This window comes from Streptomyces sp. UF-297, assembly GCF_058245575.1.
In genome coordinates, this window is sequence record NZ_JBSIBZ010000084.1 from 16,482 (window position 1) to 42,562 (window position 26,081).

A 26,081-nucleotide genomic window follows, 5' to 3' on the forward strand; every position below is an offset into this window, starting at 1 on the left:
CTCAGGCCTCGGCGCCGCTCTCGACGCGCTTCTTCAGACCTGCCAGCGCGCGGTCGATGATGACCTTCTCGGCCTTGCGCTTGATCATTCCGAGCATCGGGATCTTGACGTCGACGGTGAGCCGGTACGTCACTTCGGTGCGCTTGCCGCCGTCCAGCGCCACGAGCCGGTAGGAGCCGTCCAGCTCGCGCAGCATCTGGGACTTCACCAGCTTCCAGCTGACCTCGTAGGGGCCGGACCAGGTGTACGCCAGGGTGTGGTCGTCCTTGATCGCTCCGGCGTCCAGCACCAGCCGCACCTGCTCGGCGCGGCCCTGGTCGTCCTTGGCCAGCACCTCGGCCTCCTTGACCTCGCCGGTCCACTCCGCATAGCGGTCGAAGTCGGCGATCACGCCCATCACATCGGCGGGTGCCGCCTCGATCGTGATGCTAGAGCTGGTGTGTTCGGCCATCGCCGTGACTCCTCCATGCCGATTCATGCCGTTTTCATGCGGATTCGTGCCGATGCTTCGTACCGGTTGTGCGCGCCGGATTCCGTACCGGACGCAGGTCGATCGCCTGCCGGACGCCTGCCGCTGCGTGCCGGGCCGCCGACTTCCACGGCCCGTCGCTACGCGCCGTATCCCTGCTGCTGAAGGCTACCGCGCGGCGGAAGGGCGCCCGACACCAGTGACGTCTGTGCGGCCGGTTCCCGCCGCCGGGCCCGCGCCGGCGCCTCCCCCGCCCCACCCCCGCACGCCCCTCGCGCCCCGGCGCCGCACCGCACGCGCCGCCTTCACCACTCCAGCGCGAAGGGCCGCCCCGTCGCGTTGAAGTGCCCGACATTGACGCATTCGGTGGCCCCTATGCGCATCCGCCGGGCGAGCGGCTGGTGGACGTGCCCGAAGAGGGAGTAGCGGGGCCGGGTGGTCTTGATCGCGTGCAGCAGGGCGGCGCTGCCGCGCTCGAAGCGCCGCGCGACGGTGTCGTAGCACAGCTCGGGGACCTCCGGCGGGATGTGCGTGCACAGCACGTCCACCTCGCCCACCGCCTCGATCTTGGCGGCGTACTCCTCGTCGCTGATCTCGTACGGGGTGCGCATGGCGGTGGTCAGCCCGCCGCCCACGAAGCCGAAGACCCGGCCGCCGATCTCCGCCCGCTGCCCGTCCAGGACGGTGGTGCCCGGGCGGGCGAACTCGGGCCACAGCTGCGGCATGTCGACGTTTCCATAGGTGGCGTACGTCGGCGTGGGGAAAGCGGCGAAGAGCTCGGCGTACTGCCTGCGGACCGCGCCCTCGATGGCGGCGTGACGATCCGTCCCGGCCCACAGCGCCCGCGCCAGCTCCCGCGCCTCCTCGAAGCGGCGGGCGGTGCGCAGCTCGACGAGGCGGGTGGCGTTCTCGGCGCCGAACAGGTCGGGGAAGATGCCGCGCGAGTGATCGGCGTAGTCCAGGAAGAGGACGAGGTCACCCAGGCAGACCAGAGCGTCCGCGCCGTCTTTGGCCTTGGCCAGATCCCTGCTGTTGCCGTGTACGTCGCTGACCACATGCACTCGCATGCCCGTCACCCTAGATCGGAACCCCCGAGGAAAACAGCCGCCCGGGACAGGGTCCTCACCTGCGGTTACTTCCGGGTCACCGAAGTGCTGGTCTACTCTGCGCGAAGCAGTCCCAAGGCACGTAAAGAGGCGTGTGACGCATCGAACATCTGGGCGCGACCCCTATCCCAAATCCAATACCGATGGGTAACGTCCGGGCAGTCCAATCCCCCCTGCCTGATCATGGACCGCAGCCGGCATACACACAGCGTCGTGGCGCCGGCGCCAATGAGGAGCAGCAGTCTTGCGCGAGTTCAGCCTTCCGGCTCTGTACGAGGTACCGGCAGACGGCAATCTCACGGATCTCATCCGCCGAAATGCCGCGCAGCATCCGGACGTTGCTGTCATGGGGCGCAAGGTCGACGGTCAGTGGCAGGACGTCACCGCCACCCAGTTCCTCGCCGAGGTGCGGGCCGTGGCCAAGGGCCTGATGGCCTCCGGCGTACAGCCCGGCGACCGCATCGGTCTGATGTCGCGCACCCGGTACGAGTGGACGCTGCTGGACTTCGCGATCTGGAGCGCGGGCGCGGTCACCGTGCCCGTGTACGAGACCAGCTCGGCCGAGCAGATCCAGTGGATCCTCGGCGACTCGGGCGCGGTGGCGTGCGTGGTGGAGTCGCCCGCGCACGAGGCGGCCGTGGAGTCCGTACGCGACCGGCTGCCGCAGCTGGAGAACATCTGGCAGATCGAGCGGGACGCCATCGCGCGGCTGCGGGCGGCCGGGGAGGACATCTGCGACGAGGACGTGGACGCGCGTAGCGCGGTCGCCGACGCGGACGCGCCCGCCACGATCGTCTACACCTCCGGCACCACCGGGCGCCCCAAGGGCTGTGTGCTCACCCACCGCAGCTTCTTCGCGGAGTGCGGCAATGTCGTCGAGCGCCTCAAGCCGCTCTTCCGTACGGGTGACTCCTCCGTCCTCCTCTTCCTGCCCACCGCGCACGTCTTCGGCCGGCTGGTGCAGGTGGCCTCGGTGATGGCCCCCATCAAGCTGGGCCTGGCCCCCGACATCAAGAACCTCACCGACGACCTCGCCTCCTTCAGGCCCACGCTGATCCTGGGGGTGCCGCGGGTCTTCGAGAAGGTCTACAACGGGGCGCGCGCCAAGGCGCAGGCCGACGGCAAGGGCAAGATCTTCGACAAGGCCGCCGACACCGCGATCGCCTACAGCCGCGCGCAGGACACCGCAGCGGGCGCGTCCTTCGGCCTCAAGATCAAGCACAAGGTCTTCGACAAGCTGGTCTACAGCAAGCTGCGCGCGGTACTGGGCGGCCGGGCCACCCACGCCATCTCCGGCGGCGCGCCGCTGGGCGAGCGCCTGGGCCACTTCTACCGGGGCATCGGCTTCATGGCCCTGGAGGGGTACGGCCTCACCGAGTCCTGCGCGGCCACCGCCTTCAACCCGTGGGACCGGCAGAAGATCGGTACGGTCGGGCAGCCGCTGCCGGGCTCGGTGGTACGCATCGCCGACGACGGCGAGGTGCTGCTGCACGGCGAGCACCTGTTCACGCAGTACTGGAACAACGAGGCGGCGACCAAGGAAGCCCTCTCGGACGGCTGGTTCCACACCGGTGACCTGGGCACCCTCGACGAAGAGGGCTACTTGACGATCACCGGGCGCAAGAAGGAGATCCTGGTGACGGCGGGCGGCAAGAACGTCGCCCCGGCCGTGATCGAGGACCGCATCCGGGCCCACGCGCTGATCGCCGAGTGCATGGTCGTGGGCGACGGCCGCCCCTTCGTGGGCGCGCTGATCACCCTGGACGAGGAGTTCCTGCCGCGCTGGGCCGCCGAGCACGGGCGCCCCGCGGGCCAGAGCGTGGCCGAGCTCAGCCACGACCCCGAGCTGCTGGCCACGGTGCAGCGGGCGGTGGACGACGGCAACGCCGCGGTCTCCAAGGCCGAGTCGGTGCGCAAGTTCCGTATCCTCCCCACCCAGTTCACCGAGGAGTCCGGGCACGTCACGCCGTCGCTCAAGCTCAAGCGGAATGTGGTGGCGAAGGACTTCGCGCACGAGATCGAGGCCATCTACGGCGGATAGGGTCCGCCGCGTCGTGCGGGTCGCACGCGGTGGCTGCGGCCCGCTCGGCACCGCTGAACGCCGCCGTGGTGGTCACTCACCGCGGCGGCGGTTCTTTTTCCCGCTGCCCGGGCCCTGCCGGCGGGCGGCCGGACCGCCGCCGTGTGTCCGCCGCGCCGACGGTGGTCGGCGGTGCCGGGCCCGCCGCAGGTCACAGGAGTTCGCGCAGGCGGCCGGCGAGCAGGTCCCAGCGCCACTTCTCCTCGACCCAGGCGCGGCCTCGGGTGCCCATGCGGTGGCGCAGGGCGGGGTCGCCGAGGAGTTCGACGATGCGCTCGGCGGCCGAGGTGGGGGAACCGCCGGGGACGACATAGCCCGTCTCGCCGTGCAGGACCGCGTCCGGCGCGCCGCCGGAGTCGCCCGCCACGACCGGCAGCCCGGTCGCCGAGGCCTCCAGGTAGACGATGCCCAGGCCCTCCACGTCCAGCCCGCCGCGGCGGGTGCGGCAGGGCATCGCGAAGACGTCGCCCGCGCCGTAGTGGGCGGGCAGCTCCTCCCAGGGGACCGCGCCGGTGAAGCGCACGGAGGCGGCCACGCCCCGCTGTTCGGCGAGCGCGTGCAGGTCCTTCTCGTACGGCCCGCCGCCGACGATCAAGAGCACCGCGTCCGGCACCCGCTCCAGGATCCGCGGCATGGCCTCGATCAGCGTGTCCTGGCCCTTGCGCGCTACGAGCCGGGAGACGCACACCACCACCGGGCGGTCCGTCAGCCCCAGCCGGGCCCGTACCTTCTCGCCCCCCGACCCCGGGTGGAAGGTCTTCTCGTCCACGCCGGGCGGGAGTTGGACCATCCGGGCGGCCGCGGCCGGGGTCAGCGCGGCGGCGATCCGGGAGCGGGTGTACTCGCCGAGATAGGTGATGGTGTCCGTACCCTCGCCGATGCGGCGCAGCAGCTGCCGGGAGGCGGGCAGCTGTGCCCAGCCCGCCTCGTGGCCGTGGGTGGTGGCCACGATCCGCCGGGCGCCCGCCCGGCGCAGCGCGGGCGCCATCAGCCCGAGCGGCGCGGCCGCGCCGAACCACACCGAGGAGCAGCCGTGTTCGCGCAGCAGCCCCACCGCGCGCCGGGTGACGCGCGGGGTGGGCAGCAGCATCGTCGTACGGTCCCGCACGACCCGGTAGGGCTGCTCGGCGTCGAACCGGGCGGTGGCCTCGACGCCGTCCCGGCTGCGCTTCCAGGTGGAGGCGTAGACCACGACCCGATCCGGGTCCAGGCGCAGCGCCATGCTGTGCAGGAAGGCCTGGATGCCGCCGGGCCGCGGCGGGAAGTCGTTGGTGACGATCAAGGTCTTGTCCATTGCCCCCGCACAGTACCGGGTCGGGCCCGGCCGGGCCGCGCCACGCCCGCGCCGCGTCCACGGCCCGGGGCGGGCGGGCCGGGCATCATGCAGGGGCGGGCACCCAGCCGGCGCCGAACGACCCCGACGAGGTGACGATGACCAGCACCGATACCGCACGCAGCAGTTCCCTGGGCCCCCCGGTGGCGGTGTGGGCCGCGACCCGGGCCGTGCTCCTGCTGTGCGTGTTCAAGGTGCTGGTGCTGCCCGGGCCCGATGTCACCAGCGACGTCTCGGTGATCTACCAGGGCTGGTACGAGGTCCTGCGCACCGGAACGTTCCCTCTGGACGACGTCACCTGGCAGTACCCGCCGGCCGCCGCGCTCGCCGTCCTCTCCCCCGGTCTGCTGCCCTTCCTGGACTACACCTCGGCCTTCTTCGTCATGGCGCTGGCCGCCGACGCCGCCGCGTTCGCACTCTTGCTGTGCGCGGGGCAGCGGCCCGGCAAACGGATGGCCGGGGCGTGGGTGTGGGTGGCCGGCGTCGCGCTGCTCGGCCCGACCGCCTACGCGCGCTACGACCTGATGGTGACCGCCGTCGCCGTCGCCGCGCTGTTCGCGGCCGGCCGCCATCCGCGGGTGGCGGGCGCGCTGGCCGCGTTCGGGGCGCTGCTGAAGGTGTGGCCCGCGCTGGTCCTGGCCGGTGTCGCGCCCGGTCGCAGGACCCGCGCGACCTGGGGCACGGCCCTGCTCACCGCCTGCGTCCTGCTGGTGTGCTTCGTCGTCGCGATGCCCGGTGCCCTGGCCTTTTTGACCTTCCAGCGCGACCGCGGCACCGAGGTCGAGTCGCTGGGCTCGCTGGTCTTCCACATCGCGCGCCACTTCGGCTGGCAGGGCGAAGTGCTGCTCAATTACGGCTCGGTGGAGTTCCTCGGCCCCCAGGTGCCGCTGGTCAGCGGTCTGGCGCTGGGCCTGACGCTGGCCGCGTTCGGCTGGCTGCTGCTGTGGCGGCTGCGGGCCCGGGAGTTCACCACCGCCACCCTCTTCGACGCCGCCTTCGCGGCCGTCCTGCTGTTCACCACCACCAGCCGGGTCATCAGCCCGCAGTACATGATCTGGCTGGTGGGCCTGGCCGCCGTGTGCATGACTCTGCGGGCCTGCCGTCAGGGCCTTCCCGCCGTCCTGGTGCTGGCCGCGACCGGGGTCACCCTGCTCGAATTCCCCGTCTGGTTCTCCCATGTCGTCGCCAGCGACTGGCTCGGCATCACGCTGCTGGCCGTCCGCAACGGACTGCTGGTGGCCGCCACCGTGATCTCCTGCCGCCGCCTGTGGCTGGCCACGGTCACCGAACCCCGGCTGCGCGAACGGGCCGCACGGCGCCGCGCCGCCGACCGCCGGACGCCCGAGCCGAGCGCGGAATCCGGCGCCGCGTCCAGCGTGCTGACCCGGTGAGCCGAGGGGCCGCGGAGGCGGGACCAGCGGGCCCCAGGAAGGCCGGGGTGTCAGGCCCCACCCGCCTCAGGTCAGCTCCGCCGCCACGTACGCACGCCACCGCTCGGTGAACTCCCGCACGGATACGCCCAGTTCGGCGCGCATCGCCGGGTCCGCCCCCGTGCCGCGCCCCTGCCCCGCCGCCCGGTAGAAGGCCACCAGCTTCTCCTCGCCCCACTTGTCGGCGATCATGCGGCAGGCCAGCCAGCCCCCCTCGTAGGCCTGCGCGAGCCGCTCCGCTCCCCCGCCGAAGCCGAAGTCGCCGTCGGCCGGGAGGGTGCGCGGCGCCCGGCCCGTGCCGACGGCGCGGGTCAGTTCGGGGGCGGCGGCCGCGGCCGGGCGGCCGGCGCCGCGGTAGGCGACCCAGTCGGCGAAGCCCTCGGAGAGCCAGAGCGGGGTGGCGGAGGTGGTCGCGGCGCGGGTCGCCACGTGGGTGGCCTCGTGGGTGAGCACGACCTGCCGGCCCAGGTCGTTGAGCTCCTCGTACGCCTCCGGGTTGACGATCACCCGGTCCGCGGGCGCCGCCGCCCGGCCCCCGACCTCGCCGGTGGTCACCGCCGCGATGCCCGCGTACGGAGCGGTGTCCGCGGCGCCCAGCAGCTCGGCCATGTGCCGCAGGGACTGCGGGGCCTGGACCACCACCCGCCGCGCCCACGGGTCCGGCCAGGCCGCCTCGACGGCGGGCACCGCCCGGTCCATGCGGTCCGCCAGCTCGCGCAGCCGCGCCCTGTCGCCGACGACGCCCAGCACCAGACTGCGCCTGCCGCGCACCACCTCGACCCGGCCCTGGTCCCACAGCTGCCGGGCGCTGCGCTTGCCGGCCGGCGCGCCGTCGGTCTCCGAAATGATGCGCCAGTGCCCGCCGCGGTCGGTGAGCGTGAGGTACTGCACGGCGGTCACCGGCGCGGTGTCGTACCCGTCCAGGCGGTAGCGCAGCCGTACTTCGGCGGCGATGCGTCTGCCGTGGGCCCCCGCCACCGCGGGCAGGCCGAAGGCGTCGGTACGCACCAGCTGGTACCGCCATGAGGCCAGCGGCACCTCGCCGAGGTTGGCGAACATTCGCCGCTGCTCGGCGCGGTAGGCACCGGCCTGCGGGTCGACGGCGGACAGGAAGGACCCCGCGTCCCTGGCGCGCACCGCGGCGGCCCGCCCGTCCAGCATCCGCTGGATGCCCGGGGAGTCGGCCTCGGCGCCGCCCGCCGGGTCCGCGCAGCCGCTGGACACCGCGAGCAGCAGGGCGGCGCACACCGCCGCCCACACCGCGCGCGGGGAGCGCCCGCGCCCTCTCCTGTGACCTGCCATCCGGCAGATCGTATGCGCCGGGCGCTCTCGACCGCGCGGATTCAGACCCGGGTGACCGACGAGATCGGCATCATGCCGACGGGGTCGTAGCGCACCGGCGCACCCGGGTAGGGCGCGTGCACCACCTGGCCGTTGCCCACGTACATCCCCACGTGGCTGGCGTCGTCGCGGTAGACGACCAGGTCGCCCGGCTGCGCCTGGTCCACGGGGACCTGGCGGCCCGCGAAGCGCTGGGCCTGAGAGGTACGCGGCAGGGACACCCCGGCGCGCCCGTAGGACCACTGCATCAGGCCGGAGCAGTCGAAGGCTGAGGGCCCCGACTGGCCCCAGGCGTACGGCTGGCCGACGGCGGCCCGTACGGCTTCCACGGCCGCGGCCGCGCGCCCCGAGGCGGGCACCGCGCCGGTCAGGTTGGGCAGCGCGCCCGAGCGCCCGTCCCCGCGCGAGGCGCGGTCGTAGGCCTCGCGGTCCTGCCGGGTCAGCGAGTTGAGCAGCCGCCGCGCGGTGGCGAGCTTGCGCTCGACCCTCTTCTTGTGGAGCGCGACGGCCCGGCGGCTGTCCTCCAGGTCCGCCAGCTTCGCGGCGGTCTCCCGGCGCTGCTGCTCCAGCACCCGCTGGGCGTCCTGCAGTTCACGCAGCCGGCTCGCCTGGGTGCTGTTGACCCGCTCCAGGGCCGCGGCCTTGTCCAGGTAGCTCTCCGGGTGCTCGGAGAAGACCAGCTTGACGGTCGGGTCCATGCCGCCGGAGCGGTACTGGGCGGCGGCCAGCGCGCCGAGCCTGCCGCGCATCCGGTTGATGCGCTCCTGGGCGCGCGTCGTGCGGTCCTGAAGCGTCGTCACCTCTTTGCGCAGCTCCTTGGCCCGCTCCTCGGCCCCGTTGAACTTCTCGGTGGCCTGCTCCGCCTGCTCGTAGAGCTTGTCGACGCGCGACTTGACGTCGCTGGGGCCGGCCCCGGGGTCGGCTCCCGCCGGGGTGGCGGAGAGCGTCGCGGCGGCGGTGGCCGCGGCGGCGGACAGGACGGTGACCCGGGTCGTGGAGATCAGACCGGGCTGCGAGGGACGGCGATGGGACGCCACGTGAAGCCGCACTCCCTTCCGTGCGCAGCCCCTGCCGCCCGGGGCGGGCGGTCGTGACGGGCGGCTGCGAGGGCAGACAGTAACGGCGCCCATGCGCACCGTCCAAAGACCTCCAAGGCCCCTCGCGCACGGGGAAAAAGCCGCCCCGCCGGTGACTGCGCAGGTCACCGGCGGGGCGGTAAGTCAGCGGCGGGCTCTGTGATTCGCCCGATCGGGCGGCACGCCGAGACGTTTCAGGCGTGTCGTGGCGTCACGGCGTCACCGTGTGCCACGGGGCACGCGAGGGGTGCGTCAGACGCGCACTCCGAACATGAAGGGCATGTTGTTGATCGATTCGTAGCGGACACTGGCGCCCGGCTTCGGCGCGTGCAGCACCTGGCCGTTGCCCGCGTACAGGCCTATGTGGTGCAGGTCGCTGTAGAACAGCACCAGGTCGCCGGGCTTGAGGCCGCTCTGGCTGGATATCCGGGTACCGGCGTTGGCCTGCGCCTGGGAGGTGCGCGGCAGGGTCTGCCCGGCCTGCTGGTACGCCCAGGAGGTGAGCCCCGAGCAGTCGAAGGAGGACGGCCCGGTGGCGCCCCAGACGTAGGGCGAACCTATCTTGGTCGCCGCGGCGGCGAGCGCGGAGCCGGCCCGCTGCGAGTCGGGGGCGGCGTCGCCCAGGTTCGGCCGCTCGGAGGCGCTGCTGCGGTTGGCGCGCTCCTCCTCGGCCTGCAGGGCCTGGCGCTCCTTGGCGGTGAGGGTGTTGAGCAGCTCCTGGGCCTTGGCGAGCTTGCCCTTGATGTCGTCCTTCTTCTCGCCGAGCGCCTTGCGGGTGTCGGAGAGGTCCTTGATCTTGCCCGCGGCCTCCTCGCGCTGCTGCGCGAGGGTGCGCTGCTTGTCCGCGATGGTCTTCAGCTGCTCGGCCTGCTTGCCGCTCAACTGGTTGAGGGTGGCGGCCTTTTCGAGGAAGGTGTCCGGGTCTCCGGAGAGGAACAGCTGGACCGAGGGGTCGATGCTGCCGCTGCGGTACTGGCCGGAGGCTATCGCGCCCAGGCCCTTGCGCAGTTGGTTGAGCTCGTCCTGGCCGCGGGCGACCCTGTCCTGGAGGGCGTCGACTTCCTTCTGGAGCTTGTCCTGGTCCTCCTTGGCCCCGTTGTACTTCTCGGTGGCCTGCTCCGCCTGCTCGTAGAGCTTGTCGACCTCGGCCTTGACTTCCTTCTTGGAAGGCTTGGGGTCGGCGTGCGCCGCCTGGGAGGAGAGGGCGACGGCTGCGGCGGCGGTCGCGGTGAGCACGGTCACGCGCGTACGGCTCGGCTGCTTGGGACGACGGTGGGACGCCACGGAGGCGAGCTCCTTCTGCCTTCAGCCGCCTGCCGGGCGTGGGGGACCTGTCCCGCTCGGAGGATCCCCCGACCCCCGAGCCCCCGGCTTCCGCGCGAACACCGCGGATTCGGCGGTTCCTTCACTGTTCATCCCGGTTGGATGATCAACTGCATGAAGGTTCGAGGCCCGACCTTAGTAACCGAGTTGTGATCGCTTCAAATCCTCACAGGAAAAATCTGCGCCACCGGCCCATCCTTTACCAACATCGCACAGGCAGTAGCGGTCAATTGACGCTAAGACACGGTGCAGATACGGGCAAGCCGTACATCGAGGATGTGTCAGGTGAGGCCGGTGCGAGCGGTACGAGAGGTCACGTACGGGCAAGTCGCTTGAGCAGCAGGGCCGATGCGACGGGCCGCGCCCCCGCCTTCGCCACCCCGTCGGCCACCTCGCGGTCGGTGGAGACCACGACCACGGGACGGCCCGGCGGCTCGGCGCGCACGAGCTGGCGGATCAACTCGTCGGCCGTCACACCCGGTTTGCTGAACAGCACCCGCACCCCGCGCGGCGGCGCCAGCAGCACCGGCGCGGCCAGCTCCGCGCCGTCGAAGACACAGGTCATCTCCGCGCCGGTCTGCGCGGCGAGCACCGCGAGCCCGCCCAGCAGCCGCAGTCTCTGCTTCTCCAGCGGCATCGTGGGATAGCCGGTCTTGGTGACGTTGTAGCCGTCCACGACCAAGTGGGCCTGCGGCAGCGCCAGCAGCTGGTCCAGGAGGGCCGGGTCGGTCTCCGACAGCGCGCGGGTGGCGATGTCCTTGGGGGTCATCCGGCCCGGCTCGACGGCGTCCACGGTGTCGGCGGGGCGGGTGTTGGCGGGCGGCAGCGCCAGCTCGCGGCGCAGCCCCTGGGCCGCGTCCAGCACCGTGTCCAGCAGCAGCCGCATCCGCATGTCCTCGACGCTGCGCCCCTCGCGGGCCGCCCGCCGCCCGGACTCCAGCGCCGACTCCACTTCCGTGACACGGGCCTTGAGCCGGCGCGCCTCGCTGTCGGCCGTCGCCTTGTCGGCCGCGGCCTGGGAGCGTACGGACTCCAGCTCGGCGTCGGCCTTGCGCAGCGCCGCCTCGCCGCGCTTGACGTCGCTGAGCGCACTGCGCAGCTTGCGCTGCAGCGCCTCGTTCTCCTTGCGGACCGCTTCCAGGTCCGCGCGCGCCCGTTCGGCCTCCGCGCGGGCCGCCGAGCGGGCCTCGGCCAGCTCCTCGCGGAGCCTGGCCAGCTCGCGCTCGGCCTCCTCGCCCGCCCGCTCGGCTCTGGCCCGCTGGGCCTCCTCGCCGGCCGCGGCCACGAGCTTGACCCAGCCCTCGGGGCGCAGCACATAGGCCGCCGCCGCGACATCCAGCGGGTCGGCGGCGGCGGGCGGGGTTCCGCTGTCCAGCGCCTCCGCCAGCTCCGGCTGGGCCTCGCGGACCTTTCCCGCGATCCGCTGGCGGAAGACCGCGTCGTTCTCCAGCGCCGCGGCCATGGCGTTGCCCGCGAACTTGGCCCGGCGGCCCGGCGTGAACCGCGCGTACTGCCGCAGCGGCGCGGGGAGTTCGGCGACGGTCAGCCCGCCGAAGGACTCCGCGGTCAGCGCCACCACCCGGCGCCGGACGCCCTCGGGCAACGGATGGTCGAGCACTTCGTCGGCCGCGCCGGCCTCCGGATCGCGCTCCGCCCCCTTTGTCCCCTCTGGACGTTCCACCACTGCTGCTTCGCTCCGATCTCAGGTGCCCGCGCCCGGCCGGTCCACCAGTTCGATCTGGTCGACCGCGTTGCACCAGCGGCAGCGTACGGACTCGATGCTCTCACTGAGCACCTCGCGCTCCTCCACCTTCGGGTCCCCGGCCAGGTCCAGGTGGACGTACTCCACCACCTTGGACTGGCGGGTCACGTCGAAACGCGTGAGGTTGCCGCACAGCGTGCAGCGCCACCGCGTTCCGGCCGTCGGCAGGGGAACAGCCATTGTGTCGTCCTCTTCCATCGAGCGCATGATGCCGTCGAACGGGCTTCCCGCGGCCTGCGGCCGCACTGCGCGAGCCACCGCGGGAACACGGAAAGTACTGACCGCAACCCTACGGCCTGGCGGGTGCCCCGCGCGGGTGGTGGCCCGGCACCAGGACACGGCGAGGCACTCTGTCCCGATTGCCCCCATTAGGCCATGATCACTTCATGACGGCCTCGTCCCTGTCGCCCCGGCACCCGTCCCCAAGGACCGTGTTCTCCCGGATGACGAACGTCCTGATCGGCGTCTGCTGCCTCGTCTTCGTCATCGGCCCCGCCTCCGGCCTGAACGCGATATACGGCACCGGCGATGCCCTCATGCAGGCCCAGACCGCGTACTTCGAGCGCTGGGGCGTGATCCCCCGCGACCTGTGGGGCGGCTCACCGCGCGCCCTGATCACCCCGCTCACCGCGCTCTTCGTCCACGGCAGCTGGCTGCACCTGCTGGGCAACATGCTCTTTCTCTATGTCTTCGGCGGCATGACCGAGGCCCGGATGGGCCGGCTCCCCTTCGCCGCCTTCTACATCGTCACCGGCTATCTGGCGCTGCTCGGTTACGCGGCCGCGCACGCCGGATCCGGCCAGACCCTGGTCGGCGCCTCCGGCTCGATCTCCGGAGTCCTGGGGGCCTTTCTCTACCTCTTCCCCAAAGCCCGGGTCACCAGCCTCTTCCCGTTCCTCTTCTTCCTGCCGCTGCGCTTTCCCGCCTGGATCGTGCTGCTCTTCTGGTTCCTGCTGCAGTGGATGGCGGCCCAGCGCGACCCCAGCGGCCCGGGCGTGGCCTACCTCGCGCATGTCGTGGGCTTCGCACTGGGATTCGTGTACGCGTGGGTGCGCTACCGCGGGCGCCGCCGTACTGCCGGGGACGGGCCCGCCACCCCCGGTAGGGTGGAAACCACCGAAGCCAAGCAGGGGAGTCGGGCCAGAGAGGGAGAGAGTCAGCCGTGATCACGTCGATCGTGCTCATCAAGACCAGTGTGGACCAGATCCCGGAGATCGCCGAGAAGATCGCCGCGCTGGAGGGCGTCAGCGAGGTCTACTCGGTCACCGGCCAGCACGACCTGATCGCGATGGTGCGGGTCGCCGAGCACGACGACCTCGCCGATGTCATCCCCGGCCGGATCAGCAAGGTGCCGGGCGTGGCCTCCACCGAGACCCACATCGCCTTTCGCACCTACTCCCAGCACGACCTCGAGGCGGCCTTCGCCATCGGCCTGGACGCCTGAGCGCCGCCCTCTCCCGCCGGAGTCCACGCCCTTTTCACACCCGCGCCGCGGAGCCCGGACAGCGGAGCTCCGCGGCGGGGCGGTCTGTGGGGGTCAGACAGAGTCGGCCAGGGTATCCGGCACGCAACGCCCGTCCTCGGTGCGGTAGTTCCACCGCGCGCCGTCCCGTACGAGCTCCTTGACCGCCCGTACGAACCGCTCGACGTGCTCGTCGGGCGTACCGGCGCCGAAGCTGACCCGGATGGCGTTCAGCGACCGCTCCCCCGGCGCCGCATCCGGAGCGCCGCACTCCCCCGGGTCCTGCGGGTCGCTGCCCAGCAGGGTCCGCACCAGCGGGTGCGCGCAGAACAGGCCGTCGCGTACGCCGATCCCGTACTCCGCCGACAGCGCCGCCGCGAAGTGCGAGCTGTTCCAGCCCTGTACGACGAAGGAGATGACGCCCACCCGCGGCGCGTCGTCACCGAACAGCGAGAGCACCCGCACCTCGGGCACCTCGGCGAGCCCGGCGCGCACCGTGGCGATCAGCTCCCGCTCGCGCGCCACCAGGGAGTCGAAGCCCGCCTCGGACAGCGCCTTGCAGGCCGCGGCGATGGCGTAGACGCCGATGACATTGGGCGAACCGGCCTCGTGCCGGGCCGCGGTGGTGTGCCACTGGACGTCCACGCCGCCGTCGGTACGCCGCGAGACCTTACGACTGGCGCCCCCGCCCGCGAGGTAGGGCTCGGCCCCCTGCAGCCAGTCCGCGCGGCCCGCCAGCACCCCCGCGCCGAAGGGCGCGTACAGCTTGTGCCCGGAGAAGGCCAGCCAGTCCACGTCCAACTCCGCGATGTCCACCGGGTGATGGGGCGCCAGCTGCGCGGCGTCCAGCACGATCCTCGCCCCGTGCGCATGCGCCGCGGCCGCCAACTCCCGTACGGGCCACAGCTCTCCGGTCACGTTGGACGCGCCGGTCACGCACACCAGCGCGGGTCCGTAGGGCTCGCGGTCCGCCAGCGCCTGCTCCAGCGTGCGCACCGCCTCCTGCGGCGTACGCGGCGCGTTGAGATAGGTCACCACCAGATCGGCGCGCTGCTCCCAGGGCAGCAGCGAGGCGTGGTGCTCGGTCTCGAAGACGAACACCCGGGTGCCGGTGGGGAGTACGGCCGCCAGCAGGTTGAGCGAGTCGGTGGTGGAGCGGGTGAAGACGACCTGGTCGCCCTCTCTGCAGCCGAGGAATTCCGCCACCGTCGCGCGGCTGTTCTCGAACAGGTCGGTGGACAGCTGCGAGAGGTAGCCGGCGCCGCGGTGCACGCTGCCGTAGTACGGCGCGTACGCGGCGACGTCCTCCCAGACCCGCTGCAGCGCCGGCGCGCTGGCCGCGTAGTCCAGCGCCGCGTAGGTGACCTCGCCGCCGGTGACCAGCGGAACCAGGACGTCGCTGCCCAGGACCGGCAGCGGGGCGCACACGGACGGATCGGCGGCAACGGCGGAAACAGACATGGCGAACTCCCGTAAGAGGCAAGCGAATTCACGGCGCGTCAGATGCGCGGCCAGTGATGAAGAAAGGCGAAAGGGGTGCGGGAAAGGGGCCGGAAGGCCCTATCGCATTCGCTGATTCACGGGAGATCTCCCTCGAGGACCAGGATCCCTGGCGAGGGATCCGCGCTTGCCGCAGACCTCGCTGCCTACGGCCTGGTCATCACCCGGGGCACCCCGCCACGGACGGAGGGTTGCCGGACAGCGGGCCGGGGCCTATGTCGCTGTCACTCGTGACCTGCCGGTGAGTATGGCACAGGTGATCTGCGGGCGGTACCCCGGTCCGCATTCCGGTACGCCCACCCGTACCTGCCCCACATACACACCCATCTGACCGATCGGTTAGGTTGCTAACCGATCGGTCAGAAGCGGCAACGCGACGAGGGGACAGGACAGATGGAACGCACGACGTGCTGCGTGGTGGGCGGCGGACCGGCCGGGATGATGCTCGGGCTGCTGCTGGCCAGGGCCGGTATCGAGGTGACCGTCCTGGAAAAGCACCGGGACTTCCTGCGCGACTTCCGCGGGGACACCGTCCACCCCTCCACGCTACGACTGCTGGACGAACTCGGCCTGGGCGAACGGTTCGCGAAGCTCCCGGCCCGCCGGCTGGAGACCGTACGGCTGCACCTCGGTGACGGCAGCGCCCTCACCCTCTCCGACCTGCGGCGCATCCCGGGCCGGCACAAATACATCGCGATGGTCCCGCAGTGGGACTTCCTCGACCTGCTCGCCGCGGCCGCCGCCGAGGAGCCCTCCTTCACCCTGCGGATGTCCGCCCCCGTCACCGGCCTGCGCACCGAGGGCGGCCGGGTGACCGGCGTGCACTACCGCGACGCCGGGGGCACCGGCCGGGAGCTGGCCGCCGACCTGGTCGTGGCCTGCGACGGCCGGGACTCCCTGGTGCGCGAGGCGTCCGGGCTGCGCCCCGACTACGTCGACGTCCCCATGGACATCTGGAACCTGCGGGTACCCGCCCAGGACGACAGCTCCAAGGACGGCCGGGTGTTCATGCGCCAGAGCACGGGCCAGTTCGCGGTCACCGTGGACCGCGGCGACTACTACCAGACCTCCTACCTGATCAAGAAAGGCACGGACGCCGACCTCCGGGCCAAGGGCATCGCGTGGTTCCGCGGACGGCTGGCCGAACTCTTCGGCTGGGGCGAGGAAGTGACCCGCGCGGTCCGCTCCTGGGACGAGGTGCCCCTGCTGGAGGTGACGATGGGCCTGCTGCCGCGCTGGCACCGGCCGGGCCTGCTGTGCATCGGCGACGCGGCGCACATCATGTCGCCCACCGGCGGCGTCGGCGTCAACCTCGCCGTCCAGGACGCCGTCGCGGCGGCCCGCCTCCTGGCCGGGCCGCTGCGCCGCGGCTCGGTGTGCGAGCACGACCTCGCGCGGGTGCAGCGGCGCCGCATGCCGGCGACGGCCGCCGTCCAGCGGACCCAGCGGGCCGAGCACGAGACGCTGCTGCGCCCCGCCCTGGACGGCACGCTCGACCCCGCGCGCCTGCCGGTGCCGTTGCGGATGCTGCGGCGGCTGCCGTTCCTGCCCACCGTCACCGGCTGTCTGGGCGGGGTCGGGATACGGCCCGAGCACGCGCCCGGCTTCGCCCGGCGCTGACCAGGGCCGGGGCCAGGCGCCGGCCCCGGCTCACCCCCGGCGGTCGACGGCGTTCAGCGTGAACTCCACCAGCTCCTCGGCCGCGGCGTCCAGGTCGTACTCGGGGTGCACGAGCCAGTGCGAGATCACGCTGTCGATCGCCCCGCCGATCGCCAGCGCCACGGTCCGCGTGTCGAACGCGCGCAGCAGACCGGCCTCCTGCCCACGGGCCAGGAGTCCGGCCAGGAACTGCCACCGGCCGGCCGTGTCGTGCGAGCCGGGCGTCTTGAGCTCGGTGCCGCCCTTGTCGTCCAGCAGCATCTCGGTGATCACCCGTACGTGGCGGCGGTTGGCCTGCTGATAGCCGATCATCGCCCGTACGTACGCGAGGACCGCGGCCCGCGCGTCGGTCTCGCGCTCCACCCGCGCGCCGACGTAGGCCGTGAACTTCTCCAGCACCTGCGCCAGCGTCACCCGGGTCAGGTTGTCCTTGGAGGAGAAGTGGTAGAGCACCGCGGCCTTGGAGATCCCCGCCTCCTCGGCGACCGCCGAGAGCGAGGTGGCCGGGTAGCCGCGGGTGGAGATCACATCGATCGTGCACTCCACGATCTGCTGGCGCCGGGCCCGCTCGGTGAACGTCTGCTCCCCGGCTCCGGCTCCCCGACGCCCGCTCATCCCGCCACCACTTCGCCTCGTACCTCCTGGTGAACCGCCCCTTCTCCCACGAAAGGACGAACTGCCGACCGCGGCTGTCTACGCGTTGCTGGCCGCCACCCAGCGCTGAAGGACCCGGGCCGCGGCGCCGGAGTCGATGGAGCGGGCCGCCTTCTGGATGCCGTCCGCGATCTGCTCGGCCAGCGGCGCGTCCGAGGGCTCCAGGGCGACCAGCGCCGCGGCGGAGTTGAGCAGCACCGCGTCCCGCACCGGACCGCTCTCACCGGCCAGCAGCCGCCGCGCCACATCGGCGTTGTAGGAGGCGTCCGCGCCGCGCAGCGCCTCCACGGGGACCAGCTCGATCCCCACCTCCCGCGGGTCGAAGACCTCTTCGCGTACGGTCCCCTCGCGCACCACCCACACCCGCGAGGTGGCGGTCGTGGTCAGCTCGTCCAGCCCGTCCTCACCGCGGAAGACCAGGGCCGAGGAGCCGCGTTCGGCCAGCACTCCGGCCACGATCGGCGCCATCCGGGCGTCGGCGACCCCGGTGGCCTGCGCCCGCACCTTGGCGGGGTTGGTCAGCGGGCCCAGGAAGTTGAAGGTGGTGCGGATGCCCAACTCGCGCCGGGCGGGCGCCACATGGCGCAGCGAGGGGTGGAACTTCACCGCGAAGCAGAAGGTGATGCCCGCCTCCTCGGCGACCTGGACCACCCGCTGCGGCGACAGGTCCAGATTGACGCCCAGCTTCTCCAGTACGTCCGAGGCGCCGCTGGCGGAGGAGGCGGCGCGGTTGCCGTGCTTGACCACCTTCGCCCCGGCGCCGGCCACCACGATCGAGGACATCGTGGAGATGTTCACGGTCTTGGCGCCGTCCCCGCCGGTGCCGACGATGTCGACGCTGGGCCCCGGCACCTCGATGAGCCGGGCGTGCGCGTACATCGCCCGTACCAGCCCCGAGATCTCGGCGACGGTCTCGCCCTTGGCCCGCAGCGCCACCGCGAAGCCGGCGATCTGCGCGTCGGTGGCCTGGCCGCGCATGATGCGGTCCATGGCCCAGGCGGTGTCGTCCGCCGCCAGGTCACGGCCTTCCAGCAGGGCGTTGAGGACACCCGGCCAGGTGCGGGCCGCCACGCTGTCGCCGCCAACCGGGGTCACAACGTTCATGGTCCGCTCCTGGGGTCCATCGAAAAAGAACAAAAAAGAGGAAGGGCCCAAGCCTATCCAGCCTTGGGGACAGCGAAGGGCCCCGTCCAGTACCTGAACGGGGCCCGCGCTGTGGCGATCAGCGATCGTTGATCAGGGGATCAGTGACCTCAGTGGTGACCGTGGCCGCTGGTGATCTCCTTGTACTCCTCGACCGTGGGCTTGGGGACGAAGTTGTCCTCCCCGTAGTAGCCCTTGGAGAGCTTGGCCCGCAGCTTCTGCGAACGCTTGATCTTGCGCTCCACGCCGTTCTCGTCGACCTCGGGGCCGATCTCGAGCGGCTTGGGCTGCTCGTGCTGCGTGAGGGTGTGCAGCTGCTCCTGGTTGAGCGGCTCGTGGACCTCGATGAACTCACCGTGCGGCAGGCGCTTGATGATGCCCGACTCGCGGCCGTGCAGCACCTTGTCCTTGTCGCGCCGCTGCAGACCCATGCAGATCCGCTTGGTGACGATGAAGGCCACGACCGGACCGACGAAGAACGCGATCCGCACGAACCAGGTGATGGCGTTGATCGACAGGTGGAAGTGCGTCGCCCACAGGTCGTTGCCGCCACCGACGAGCATGATGAAGTACGCGGTCAGCCAGGCCACACCGAAGCCGGTGCGGGTCGGGGCGTTGCGCGGACGGTCCAGCAGGTGGTGCTCGCGCTTGTCACCGGTGACCCAGGACTCGATGAACGGGTAGACCGCGATCGCGACCAGCACCAGCGGGAAGATCAGGATCGGGATCAGCACACCGAAGTTGATGGTGTGACCCCAGAAGTCCCACTCCCAGCCCGGCATGACACGCACCAGACCCTCGGCGAAGCCCATGTACCAGTCGGGCTGGGCGCCGGTGGAGACCTGATCGGGCCGGTAGGGGCCGATGGCCCAGACCGGGTTGATGCTGGCGACCGCGGCGATCACCGCGATGACACCGAAGACCAGGAAGAAGAAGCCTCCGGCCTTGGCCATGTAGACCGGCAGCAGCGGCATGCCGACGACGTTCTTCTCGGTCTTGCCCGCGCCCGGGTACTGCGTGTGCTTGTGGTAGACGACCAGGATCAGGTGCGCCACCAGCAGACCCAGCATGATGCCGGGCAGCAGCAGGACGTGGACGGTGAAGAACCTCGGGATGATGTCGTGCCCCGGGAATTCCCCGCCGAAGATGAACATCTGCAGGTACGAACCGACCAGCGGCATCGCCAGGATGACGCCCTCGATGAAGCGCACGCCCGTACCGGAGAGCAGGTCGTCCGGCAGCGAGTAGCCGGTGAAGCCCGTGAACAGGCCGAGCACCAGCAGCAGGAAGCCGAACAGCCAGTTGACCTCACGCGGCTTGCGGAAGGCGCCGGTGAAGAACACCCGCATCATGTGGACCATCATCGCGGCCACGAAGACGAGGGCGGCCCAGTGGTGGATCTGCCGGATCAGCAGACCGCCACGGACGTCGAAGCTGATGTTCAGCGTCGACTCGAAGGCCTGGGTCATCCGCACACCGTGCATGGGCACGTACGAGCCGTGGTAGACGACCTCGGCCATGCTCGGGTGGAAGAACAGCGTCAGGTAGACACCGGTCAGGATGATGATGATGAAGCTGTAGAGGCAGATCTCACCCAGCATGAAGGACCAGTGGTCCGGGAAGATCTTGCGCATGTTGGCCTTGGCGAGGCTGTAGATGCCCAGCCGGCCGTCCGCCCAGTCGGCGATCCTCTCGCCCCGCGGCGCCGGGCCGCGGCGCGTGGTGGTCGCGCTCTTTTCGTTACTCATCCGCGCTCCCAGAAGCTCGGTCCTACGGGCTCCGCGAAGTCGCTCACGGCCTCAAGGTAGCCGTCCTTGACCGTGATGTGCAGCTGCGGCAGTGCGTGGCCGGCCGGGCCGAAGATCACGCGACCACCGTCGGCGAGGTCGAAGGTCGACTGGTGGCAGGGGCACAGCACGTGGTGCGTCTGCTGCTCGTACAGGGAGATCGGGCAGCCCACGTGGGTGCAGATCTTCGAGTAGGCGACGATGCCCTCGTGCGACCACTCCAGTTCCTGCTTGTCCTTGATGTTCTGCGGCTGGAGCCGCACGAGCATCAGGGCGTCCTTGGCGATCTTCTGGTTGAACTCGTGGTCGTCCTCCTCCAGGCCCTCGGGCTTGGCGAAGGTGAGCGAGCCGACCGCGATGTCCTCGGGACGCAGCGGGAGGTTGGTGGACTGGTTGACGAGCCGGACGCCCTTCTTCCAGCTCGTGGTCCGCAGCTTCTTCTCGGGCAGCGGGCCCAGGTCGCGCAGCAGCACCACACCGGAGAGCGGCACCAGGGTCAGCGCGCCGAACATGGTGTTGCGGATCAGCTTGCGGCGGCCGATGCCGGACTCCTTGGCACCCGCCGCGAAGTCCTCCATGACCTTGGCCTTGACCTCGGGGGCGGCCTCGATCGGGTGCCGCTCGTCGGCGACCTCCTCGTCCGACATCAGCGTGCGGGCCCAGTGGACCGCGCCGGCGCCGATGCAGAAGAGCGCCACACCGAGCGTCAGACCCAGGGAGAAGTTCAGGGCGCTGACGTGGCCGAACGGCCAGATGTAGACGATCTTGTCGATCGGGAAGATCACGTACGAGGCGATGAAGCCGACCGTCGCGAGCATGGACACGACGAAGAGCAGGGCAACCGTGCGCTCGGAGCGCCGGGCGGCCTTCTCGTCGATGTCCTGGACGCGGTGCTCGTGGGGCGGCAGCCCCGGGTCGGCGAAGGGGTTGTCCCCGCCCTTCGCCACCGCGCCCGCGTGAGCCGATTCCCGCTCACTGGGGAGGTTTTCTTCTGGCACGTCTTCGTGTCGTCCAGTCTCACTCATGACTTCTTGGCCTTCGTAGTCCGGGCTGCGACCCAGATGGCGGTCGCGACCAGCGCGCCCAGGCCGGCGATCCAAGCGAAGAGGCCCTCGCTGACCGGACCCAGACCACCCAGGCTCAGGCCGCCGGGGCTCGGGGTGTCATCGCCGTTGACCGCGCCGAGGTAGGCGACGATGTCCTTCTTGTTCTGCTGGGACAGGGTCCCGTCACCGAAGGAAGGCATGTTCTGCGGGCCGGTTTCCATGGCCTCGTAGATGTGCTTCGGGTCCACGCCCTCAAGGGTCGGTGCGTACTTCCCGTTGGTCAGGGCGCCGCCCTTGCCGGTGAAGTTGTGGCACTGCGCGCAGTTCGTACGGAACAGCTCGCCGCCCTTGCCGATGTCGGCACCCTCGGGGCTGTACTGGTCCTTGGACGGCACGTTCGGCCCGGGGCCCAGCGACGCGATGTACGCCGCGAGCTGGTCGATCTCGGCCTGGCTGTAGATGTTCTTCTTCCGCGGCACCTGGGCGCCGGGCTGCTGGGCCGGCATACGGCCGGTGGCAACCTGGAAGTCGACGGCTGCGGCGCCGACGCCCACCAGGGGCGGGCCGTCGGAGGAGCCCTGACCGCCGGTGCCGTGGCAGCTGGAGCAGCCCACGGCGTAGAGCTTCTTGCCCTCCTTGATGGCAAGAGACTGGGCGGTGTCATCGGCCTGGGCCTTGTCCGCAGGCGCGAACGCGGCGTACAGCCCCCCAGTGACCGCCAGCGCGAAGAGTAGGACGACGAGCGCCGCCAGCGGATGGCGCCGTCGTGCGGAGAGCTTTTTCACGGATTACCCCGGTGTCAGGATCTTCTGCGTCGATACTTCTGGCTATGTCTGTCTGAAATGCGTATCCGGGCGGGGCCGGCTACTTGATCAGGTAGATCGTGGCGAAGAGGCCGATCCAGACGACATCGACGAAGTGCCAGTAGTAGGACACGACGATGGCTGCGGTGGCCTGTTCGTGGGTGAACCTCTTGGCCGCGTACGTCCTGCCCAGGACCAGCAGGAAGGCGATCAGACCGCCCGTCACATGCAGTCCGTGGAAGCCGGTGGTCAGGTAGAACACCGAGCCGTAGGGGCTGGACGAGAGCGAGAGGCCCTCGTGCTTGACCAGCTCCGTGTACTCGAAGACCTGACCGCCGATGAAGATCGCACCCATCACGAAGGTCACCACGAACCAGGCCCGCAGCTTCTTGACGTCGCCACGCTCGGCCGCGAAGACACCGAGCTGGCACGTCACAGAGCTGAGCACCAGAATCGTCGTGTTCGTCGCGGAGAACGGAAGATTCAGCGCATCGGCGGATTCCTTCCAATACTCGGCTCCGGTCACCGATCGGAGGGTGAAGTACATCGCGAAGAGGGCCGCGAAGAACATCAGCTCGGAACTCAGCCAGATGATGGTTCCGACGCTGGTGAGGTTCGGCCGGTTGACCGACGGGTGCGCGTGCCCGGTTTCTACTGCTGTTGCTGTCGCCACGACCGACATTATGTCGGTCGCTTATCTGGCGCTCACTACGGGGGGTGCCGTTCGGTGTGTCAAGGCCGTATGCCCTGCTCCAACGGCCCACTCCGACGGTCGCTCGAAGGAGGGAAGCGAGCCGCGCGCACGCGCCTGACGCCGCCGGTCCGACCAGTCCTGACGGCCTGTCGGGCAGATCTTGGATCCGTCCGAACCCTCCTGCGCGGCCAGGGTCGCGGAGTAGCATCCGCGCAACGGTCCCGCCCGTAAGTGTGCTCGCCAGACGCATGGAGGAATGATGCAGCCGACCGCGACGGTGCTGGTCTACAGCGACGACGCCAACACCCGCGAGCAGGTCCGGCTCGCGGTGGGCCGCCGGCCCGCCGCCGATGTGCCACCGGTGGAGATCCTGGAGTGCGCGACCCTGCCCGCCGTGCTGGAGGCCCTGGACCAGGGCGGGATCGATGTGTGCGTGCTGGACGGCGAGACGGCGCCGGCCGGCGGCATGGGCGTGTGCCGGCAGATCAAGGACGAGATCTTCCGCTGCCCGCCGGTGCTGCTGATCATCGGCCGCCCGCAGGACGCCTGGCTCGCCACCTGGAGCCGCGCGGACGCCGCCGTGACGCACCCCGTCGACCCGGTGGCGTTCGCGGACTCCCTTGCCGCCCTGCTGCGCCAGAGGCTTCTCACGCAGGCCTGAGCGGCTGTCTGAGGGCCTGTGCGAGGGGCCCTCAGACCTGCGGGCGCAGCCGGGCCGCATCGGCGGGTGCGGGCCGCTGCCGCTCGTCCTGGGCGCCGTGTCCGGCCGGGGCCCGGCCGCCCTTCAGTGCGCTGCCCGCGCGCCAGTCCTTCCAGGACATGTTCCAGTCGCCGAAGCCGTTGTCGAAGGGCGTCATGGTGTCGCCGTAGCTGCCCACGACCTTGACGATGTCGCCGACGTTGACGGTGTTGAAGAACCAGCGGGCGTTGCCGGTGGACATGCCGGTGCACCCGTGGCTGACGTTGGCCGCGCCCTGCGACCCCACCGACCAGGGCGCGGCGTGCACGTACTCGCCGCTCCAGGTGACCCGGGTCGCCCAGTAGACCGGCAGGTCGTAGGAGTCCGAACTGCCCCGCGGGATGCCGATGCTGGTGCCCCGCATCCGTACGAAGCCCTCCTTGCCCAGGATGACCTTGACGCCGTTGCGGGTGGAGTAGCCGGGCTTGCCGGTGGTGACGGGGATGGTGTTGATCTCCTCGCCGTTGCGCTTGACCGTCATGTAGTGCGACGAGGCGTCCGTGATGGCCTCGATGCGGTCGCCCGTACGCAGCTTCACAGGCGCCGCAGGGCCCCCGTACAGCCCCTCGGAGACCTTCAGGCCCTCCAGGTTGCTGCGGACGTCGATGGCGGCGTGTGCGGGCCAGTACTCGCGCGGGCGGTAATGCAGGATCTTGTCGTCGACCCAGTGCCAGGAGCCCTCCACGCGGGGCGTGGTCTCCACCTTCAAGGCGCCCTCGACGATCGCTCGGGCCGACGGGTCCTTGACCGGCTTGCTCAGCTCGGCGGTGACCGGCTGCCCCACCCCGTAGGTGCCACTCTGCGGCCCGAAGGTGACGCGCAGTCGGTTGTCGGAGTCCGCGGTGTCCACCACCACGGTCCTGCGGCCCGGCGCGCCGTCCTGGTCCTCGGTGCTGACCCGCACCGTGTAGCGCGTGCCGGCGGCCAGCGGCACCGTGGTGCGCCACCGCTTGCCGTCCGCGGTCAGCTCACCGCGGATGTAGCGGCCCGCGGCGTCGGTGGCGGTGACGTCGGTGATCCGCGCCTGGTCACCCTTGGCGGAGATCTCCAGCGGCTTCTCCGGGTCCGCCTTCCGCTTGCCGGACGGGGCATTGGCCGCGATCTGGTCGGCGGCGTCATAGGGCTTGGCGGAGAGCGGGTCGGCCGACGAGCCCGCGCAGGCGGTGGCACCCACCACCAGGGGCACCAGCAGGAGGGCGCAGTTCAGCACCGTCCGGGACCGTGGTCTGTGACTCATGCCCCAAAAATATGAAGAATCGTCAGAAGGGGCGCGCTGAAGGACTGCAAACGGGGCGGGCCCGGACACCTGATGTGGTGTCCGGGCCCGCCCCGTGTGCGTACGGCGCTTACTGCGTGCGGTTCTCGCCGCGGTAGTACTCGAAGACCCAGCCGAACAGGCCTACGAAGATCACCGGAGCCGAGAAGTACAGCAGCCACCAGCCGAAGACGACGGCGCTGAAGGCCAGCGCGCCACCGACGGCCAGGGAGAGCGGCTGCCAGCTGTGCGGGCTGAAGAAGCCCAGCTCACCGGCGTCGTCGGAGACCTCGGCGTCCTTGCGGTCCTGTGCTCCGGCGTCCACTCGCCGGGCCGTGAAGGCCAGGTAGTAGCCGATCATGATGCACAGACCGAAGGCGAGGAACAGCGCGGTGGTGCCCGCCGGCTCCTTCGACCAGACGCCATAGACGATCGCCATGGCGAGGACGAAGACGGAGAGCCAGATGAACATCTTGCCCTGGATCTTCACTTGCCAGCCTCCTTGCCACCGGCGAGGGCCTTGTCATCCGCCGAGCCGTGGCCGTTCTCGAGTGCGTCGAGCGCGGCGATCTCGGGGTGGTGCAGGTCGAACGCCGGGGATTCGGAACGGATACGCGGCAGCGTGGTGAAGTTGTGCCGCGGCGGCGGGCAGGAGGTCGCCCACTCCAGCGAGCGGCCATAGCCCCACGGGTCGTCGACCTCGACCTTCTTGCCGTACTTGGCGGTCTTCCAGACGTTGTAGAAGAACGGCAGGATCGACAGGCCCAGCAGGAAGGACGCGATGGTCGAGATGGTGTTCAGCGTGGTGAAGCCGTCCGCGTTCAGGTAGTCCGCGTACCGGCGCGGCATGCCTTCGGCGCCGAGCCAGTGCTGCACCAGGAACGTGCCGTGGAAGCCCACGAACAGCGTCCAGAACGTGATCTTGCCGAGCCGCTCGTCCAGCATCTTGCCGGTGAACTTCGGCCACCAGAAGTGGAAGCCGGAGAACATCGCGAAGACGACCGTGCCGAAGATGACGTAGTGGAAGTGCGCCACCACGAAGTACGAGTCCGAGACGTGGAAGTCGATCGGCGGCGAGGCCAGGATGACGCCGGTCAGACCACCGAAGGTGAAGGTGATCAGGAAGCCGACCGCCCAGAGCATCGGTGTCTCGAAGGACAGCGAGCCCTTCCACATCGTGCCCAGCCAGTTGAAGAACTTCACACCGGTGGGGACCGCGATGAGGAACGTCATGAACGAGAAGAACGGCAACAGCACGCCGCCGGTGACGTACATGTGGTGCGCCCACACCGTCACCGACAGACCCGCGATCGAGATCGTCGCCGCGATCAGGCCCATGTATCCGAACATCGGCTTCCGGGAGAAGACCGGAATGACCTCGGAAATGATGCCGAAGAACGGCAGCGCGATGATGTAGAC

At 70.7% G+C, this 26,081-nt stretch carries 24 protein-coding genes and 1 riboswitch; of the genes, 6 read left to right on the forward strand and 18 right to left on the reverse strand.

All coding sequences use genetic code 11. The features are described from left to right. Position 1 precedes the first annotated feature (1 nt). Together AC4IJH_RS34465 and AC4IJH_RS34470 are read right to left on the reverse strand one after the other, a co-directional pair. The gene (locus AC4IJH_RS34465; RefSeq protein WP_490855891.1) at positions 2 to 451 is read right to left on the reverse strand and encodes an SRPBCC family protein; all 450 of its coding nucleotides are present in this window, start codon (positions 449 to 451) and stop codon (positions 2 to 4) included. 323 nt (positions 452 to 774) lie between these two features. Further along, entirely contained in the window at positions 775 to 1,536 is a 762-nt protein-coding gene (locus AC4IJH_RS34470; RefSeq protein ID WP_490855892.1) for a metallophosphoesterase family protein, read from the reverse strand. A gap of 283 nt (positions 1,537 to 1,819) precedes the next feature. On the opposite strand from AC4IJH_RS34470, the gene AC4IJH_RS34475 reads away from it, so the two are divergent. Beyond that, complete coding sequence (locus tag AC4IJH_RS34475) at positions 1,820 to 3,616, forward strand: AMP-dependent synthetase/ligase (protein ID WP_490855893.1); 1,797 nt, start codon at positions 1,820 to 1,822, stop codon at positions 3,614 to 3,616. Positions 3,617 to 3,806: 190 nt separating this feature from the next. On the opposite strand, the gene AC4IJH_RS34480 is transcribed toward AC4IJH_RS34475, so the two are convergent. Beyond that, positions 3,807 to 4,949, reverse strand: coding sequence for a glycosyltransferase family 4 protein (locus tag AC4IJH_RS34480; protein WP_490855894.1), 1,143 nt, complete (start codon positions 4,947 to 4,949; stop codon positions 3,807 to 3,809). 137 nt (positions 4,950 to 5,086) lie between these two features. Here AC4IJH_RS34480 and AC4IJH_RS34485 point away from each other — a divergent pair, with 137 nt between their 5' ends. Beyond that, a complete protein-coding gene (locus tag AC4IJH_RS34485) occupies positions 5,087 to 6,379 on the forward strand; it encodes a glycosyltransferase 87 family protein (protein WP_490855895.1) in 1,293 nt (430 codons plus the stop codon). Positions 6,380 to 6,445: 66 nt separating this feature from the next. Here AC4IJH_RS34485 and AC4IJH_RS34490 read toward each other — a convergent pair whose 3' ends face one another. From AC4IJH_RS34490 to AC4IJH_RS34510, 5 genes are all read right to left on the reverse strand, one after another. Continuing rightward, positions 6,446 to 7,720 (reverse strand): hypothetical protein, encoded by a 1,275-nt coding sequence (locus tag AC4IJH_RS34490; RefSeq protein ID WP_490855896.1) that lies wholly within the window; start codon positions 7,718 to 7,720, stop codon positions 6,446 to 6,448. A 41-nt stretch (positions 7,721 to 7,761) separates the two neighbouring features. Then, positions 7,762 to 8,796, reverse strand: coding sequence for a C40 family peptidase (locus AC4IJH_RS34495; protein WP_490855897.1), 1,035 nt, complete (start codon positions 8,794 to 8,796; stop codon positions 7,762 to 7,764). 291 nt (positions 8,797 to 9,087) lie between these two features. Beyond that, a complete protein-coding gene (locus tag AC4IJH_RS34500; protein WP_490855898.1) occupies positions 9,088 to 10,119 on the reverse strand; it encodes a C40 family peptidase in 1,032 nt (343 codons plus the stop codon). A 352-nt stretch (positions 10,120 to 10,471) separates the two neighbouring features. Continuing rightward, entirely contained in the window at positions 10,472 to 11,842 is a 1,371-nt protein-coding gene (locus AC4IJH_RS34505; protein WP_490855899.1) for an NYN domain-containing protein, read from the reverse strand. An 18-nt stretch (positions 11,843 to 11,860) separates the two neighbouring features. Continuing rightward, positions 11,861 to 12,100: a hypothetical protein gene (locus tag AC4IJH_RS34510; RefSeq protein WP_490855900.1), complete on the reverse strand. Its 240-nt coding sequence runs from the start codon at positions 12,098 to 12,100 to the stop codon at positions 11,861 to 11,863. Positions 12,101 to 12,306: 206 nt separating this feature from the next. Between AC4IJH_RS34510 and AC4IJH_RS34515 the strand changes: the two genes are divergently transcribed. Both AC4IJH_RS34515 and AC4IJH_RS34520 read left to right on the forward strand, forming a co-directional pair. After that, positions 12,307 to 13,086, forward strand: coding sequence for a rhomboid family intramembrane serine protease (locus AC4IJH_RS34515; RefSeq protein WP_490855901.1), 780 nt, complete (start codon positions 12,307 to 12,309; stop codon positions 13,084 to 13,086). After that, positions 13,083 to 13,364: an Lrp/AsnC family transcriptional regulator gene (locus AC4IJH_RS34520; protein WP_490855902.1), complete on the forward strand. Its 282-nt coding sequence runs from the start codon at positions 13,083 to 13,085 to the stop codon at positions 13,362 to 13,364. The genes AC4IJH_RS34515 and AC4IJH_RS34520 overlap by 4 nt, the downstream gene beginning before the upstream one ends. A gap of 93 nt (positions 13,365 to 13,457) precedes the next feature. Here AC4IJH_RS34520 and AC4IJH_RS34525 read toward each other — a convergent pair whose 3' ends face one another. Continuing rightward, positions 13,458 to 14,843 carry an aminotransferase class V-fold PLP-dependent enzyme gene (locus tag AC4IJH_RS34525; RefSeq protein WP_490855903.1) on the reverse strand — a complete coding sequence of 462 codons (1,386 nt, stop codon included), beginning with the start codon at positions 14,841 to 14,843 and terminating at the stop codon, positions 13,458 to 13,460. Positions 14,844 to 15,000: 157 nt separating this feature from the next. Further along, positions 15,001 to 15,118, reverse strand: a riboswitch (SAM riboswitch). A gap of 157 nt (positions 15,119 to 15,275) precedes the next feature. On the opposite strand from AC4IJH_RS34525, the gene AC4IJH_RS34530 reads away from it, so the two are divergent. Next, entirely contained in the window at positions 15,276 to 16,502 is a 1,227-nt protein-coding gene (locus AC4IJH_RS34530; protein ID WP_490855904.1) for an FAD-dependent oxidoreductase, read from the forward strand. A gap of 30 nt (positions 16,503 to 16,532) precedes the next feature. Here the strand turns inward: AC4IJH_RS34530 and AC4IJH_RS34535 are convergent, their stop codons facing one another. The 6 genes from AC4IJH_RS34535 to ctaE form a co-directional block, all read right to left on the reverse strand. Then, on the reverse strand, positions 16,533 to 17,156 hold the full coding sequence (locus AC4IJH_RS34535) for a TetR/AcrR family transcriptional regulator (protein ID WP_490855905.1): 624 nt from the start codon (positions 17,154 to 17,156) through the stop codon (positions 16,533 to 16,535). 78 nt (positions 17,157 to 17,234) lie between these two features. Next, positions 17,235 to 18,299: an anthranilate phosphoribosyltransferase gene (trpD, locus tag AC4IJH_RS34540; protein WP_490855906.1), complete on the reverse strand. Its 1,065-nt coding sequence runs from the start codon at positions 18,297 to 18,299 to the stop codon at positions 17,235 to 17,237. Between the two features lie 149 nt (positions 18,300 to 18,448). Then, positions 18,449 to 20,086, reverse strand: a complete 1,638-nt coding sequence (gene qcrB / locus AC4IJH_RS34545) for a cytochrome bc1 complex cytochrome b subunit (protein WP_490855907.1) — start codon at positions 20,084 to 20,086, stop codon at positions 18,449 to 18,451. Further along, on the reverse strand, positions 20,083 to 21,150 hold the full coding sequence (gene qcrA, locus AC4IJH_RS34550; RefSeq protein WP_490855908.1) for a cytochrome bc1 complex Rieske iron-sulfur subunit: 1,068 nt from the start codon (positions 21,148 to 21,150) through the stop codon (positions 20,083 to 20,085). The genes qcrB and qcrA overlap by 4 nt, the downstream gene beginning before the upstream one ends. Continuing rightward, complete coding sequence (gene qcrC / locus AC4IJH_RS34555; protein WP_490855909.1) at positions 21,147 to 21,956, reverse strand: cytochrome bc1 complex diheme cytochrome c subunit; 810 nt, start codon at positions 21,954 to 21,956, stop codon at positions 21,147 to 21,149. The genes qcrA and qcrC overlap by 4 nt, the downstream gene beginning before the upstream one ends. 79 nt (positions 21,957 to 22,035) lie before the next feature. After that, the gene (ctaE, locus tag AC4IJH_RS34560) at positions 22,036 to 22,656 is read right to left on the reverse strand and encodes an aa3-type cytochrome oxidase subunit III (protein WP_490855910.1); all 621 of its coding nucleotides are present in this window, start codon (positions 22,654 to 22,656) and stop codon (positions 22,036 to 22,038) included. Between the two features lie 271 nt (positions 22,657 to 22,927). Between ctaE and AC4IJH_RS34565 the strand changes: the two genes are divergently transcribed. Beyond that, positions 22,928 to 23,329: a hypothetical protein gene (locus tag AC4IJH_RS34565; protein WP_490855917.1), complete on the forward strand. Its 402-nt coding sequence runs from the start codon at positions 22,928 to 22,930 to the stop codon at positions 23,327 to 23,329. Between the two features lie 31 nt (positions 23,330 to 23,360). On the opposite strand, the gene AC4IJH_RS34570 is transcribed toward AC4IJH_RS34565, so the two are convergent. The 3 genes from AC4IJH_RS34570 to AC4IJH_RS34580 form a co-directional block, all read right to left on the reverse strand. After that, entirely contained in the window at positions 23,361 to 24,644 is a 1,284-nt protein-coding gene (locus AC4IJH_RS34570; RefSeq protein WP_490855911.1) for a L,D-transpeptidase, read from the reverse strand. Positions 24,645 to 24,753: 109 nt separating this feature from the next. After that, positions 24,754 to 25,152: a cytochrome c oxidase subunit 4 gene (locus AC4IJH_RS34575; RefSeq protein ID WP_490855912.1), complete on the reverse strand. Its 399-nt coding sequence runs from the start codon at positions 25,150 to 25,152 to the stop codon at positions 24,754 to 24,756. Further along, positions 25,149 to 26,081: cytochrome c oxidase subunit I (locus tag AC4IJH_RS34580; RefSeq protein WP_490855913.1), on the reverse strand; the 933-nt coding region annotated here is incomplete at its 5' end. The genes AC4IJH_RS34575 and AC4IJH_RS34580, both read right to left, overlap by 4 nt.

Bases quoted from the DNA above. Each gene is read 5' to 3' on its own strand.
- AC4IJH_RS34465 (WP_490855891.1), bottom strand. From the start codon at position 451: ATGGCCGAACACACCAGCTCTAGCATCACGATCGAGGCGGCACCCGCC.
- AC4IJH_RS34470 (WP_490855892.1), bottom strand. From the start codon at position 1,536: ATGCGAGTGCATGTGGTCAGCGACGTACACGGCAACAGCAGGGATCTG.
- AC4IJH_RS34480 (WP_490855894.1), bottom strand. From the start codon at position 4,949: ATGGACAAGACCTTGATCGTCACCAACGACTTCCCGCCGCGGCCCGGC.
- AC4IJH_RS34485 (WP_490855895.1), top strand. From the start codon at position 5,087: ATGACCAGCACCGATACCGCACGCAGCAGTTCCCTGGGCCCCCCGGTG.
- AC4IJH_RS34490 (WP_490855896.1), bottom strand. From the start codon at position 7,720: ATGGCAGGTCACAGGAGAGGGCGCGGGCGCTCCCCGCGCGCGGTGTGG.
- AC4IJH_RS34510 (WP_490855900.1), bottom strand. From the start codon at position 12,100: ATGGCTGTTCCCCTGCCGACGGCCGGAACGCGGTGGCGCTGCACGCTG.
- AC4IJH_RS34515 (WP_490855901.1), top strand. From the start codon at position 12,307: ATGACGGCCTCGTCCCTGTCGCCCCGGCACCCGTCCCCAAGGACCGTG.
- AC4IJH_RS34525 (WP_490855903.1), bottom strand. From the start codon at position 14,843: ATGTCTGTTTCCGCCGTTGCCGCCGATCCGTCCGTGTGCGCCCCGCTG.
- AC4IJH_RS34530 (WP_490855904.1), top strand. From the start codon at position 15,276: ATGGAACGCACGACGTGCTGCGTGGTGGGCGGCGGACCGGCCGGGATG.
- AC4IJH_RS34535 (WP_490855905.1), bottom strand. From the start codon at position 17,156: ATGAGCGGGCGTCGGGGAGCCGGAGCCGGGGAGCAGACGTTCACCGAG.
- trpD (WP_490855906.1), bottom strand. From the start codon at position 18,299: ATGAACGTTGTGACCCCGGTTGGCGGCGACAGCGTGGCGGCCCGCACC.
- qcrB (WP_490855907.1), bottom strand. From the start codon at position 20,086: ATGAGTAACGAAAAGAGCGCGACCACCACGCGCCGCGGCCCGGCGCCG.
- qcrA (WP_490855908.1), bottom strand. From the start codon at position 21,150: ATGAGTGAGACTGGACGACACGAAGACGTGCCAGAAGAAAACCTCCCC.
- ctaE (WP_490855910.1), bottom strand. From the start codon at position 22,656: ATGTCGGTCGTGGCGACAGCAACAGCAGTAGAAACCGGGCACGCGCAC.
- AC4IJH_RS34565 (WP_490855917.1), top strand. From the start codon at position 22,928: ATGCAGCCGACCGCGACGGTGCTGGTCTACAGCGACGACGCCAACACC.
- AC4IJH_RS34570 (WP_490855911.1), bottom strand. From the start codon at position 24,644: ATGAGTCACAGACCACGGTCCCGGACGGTGCTGAACTGCGCCCTCCTG.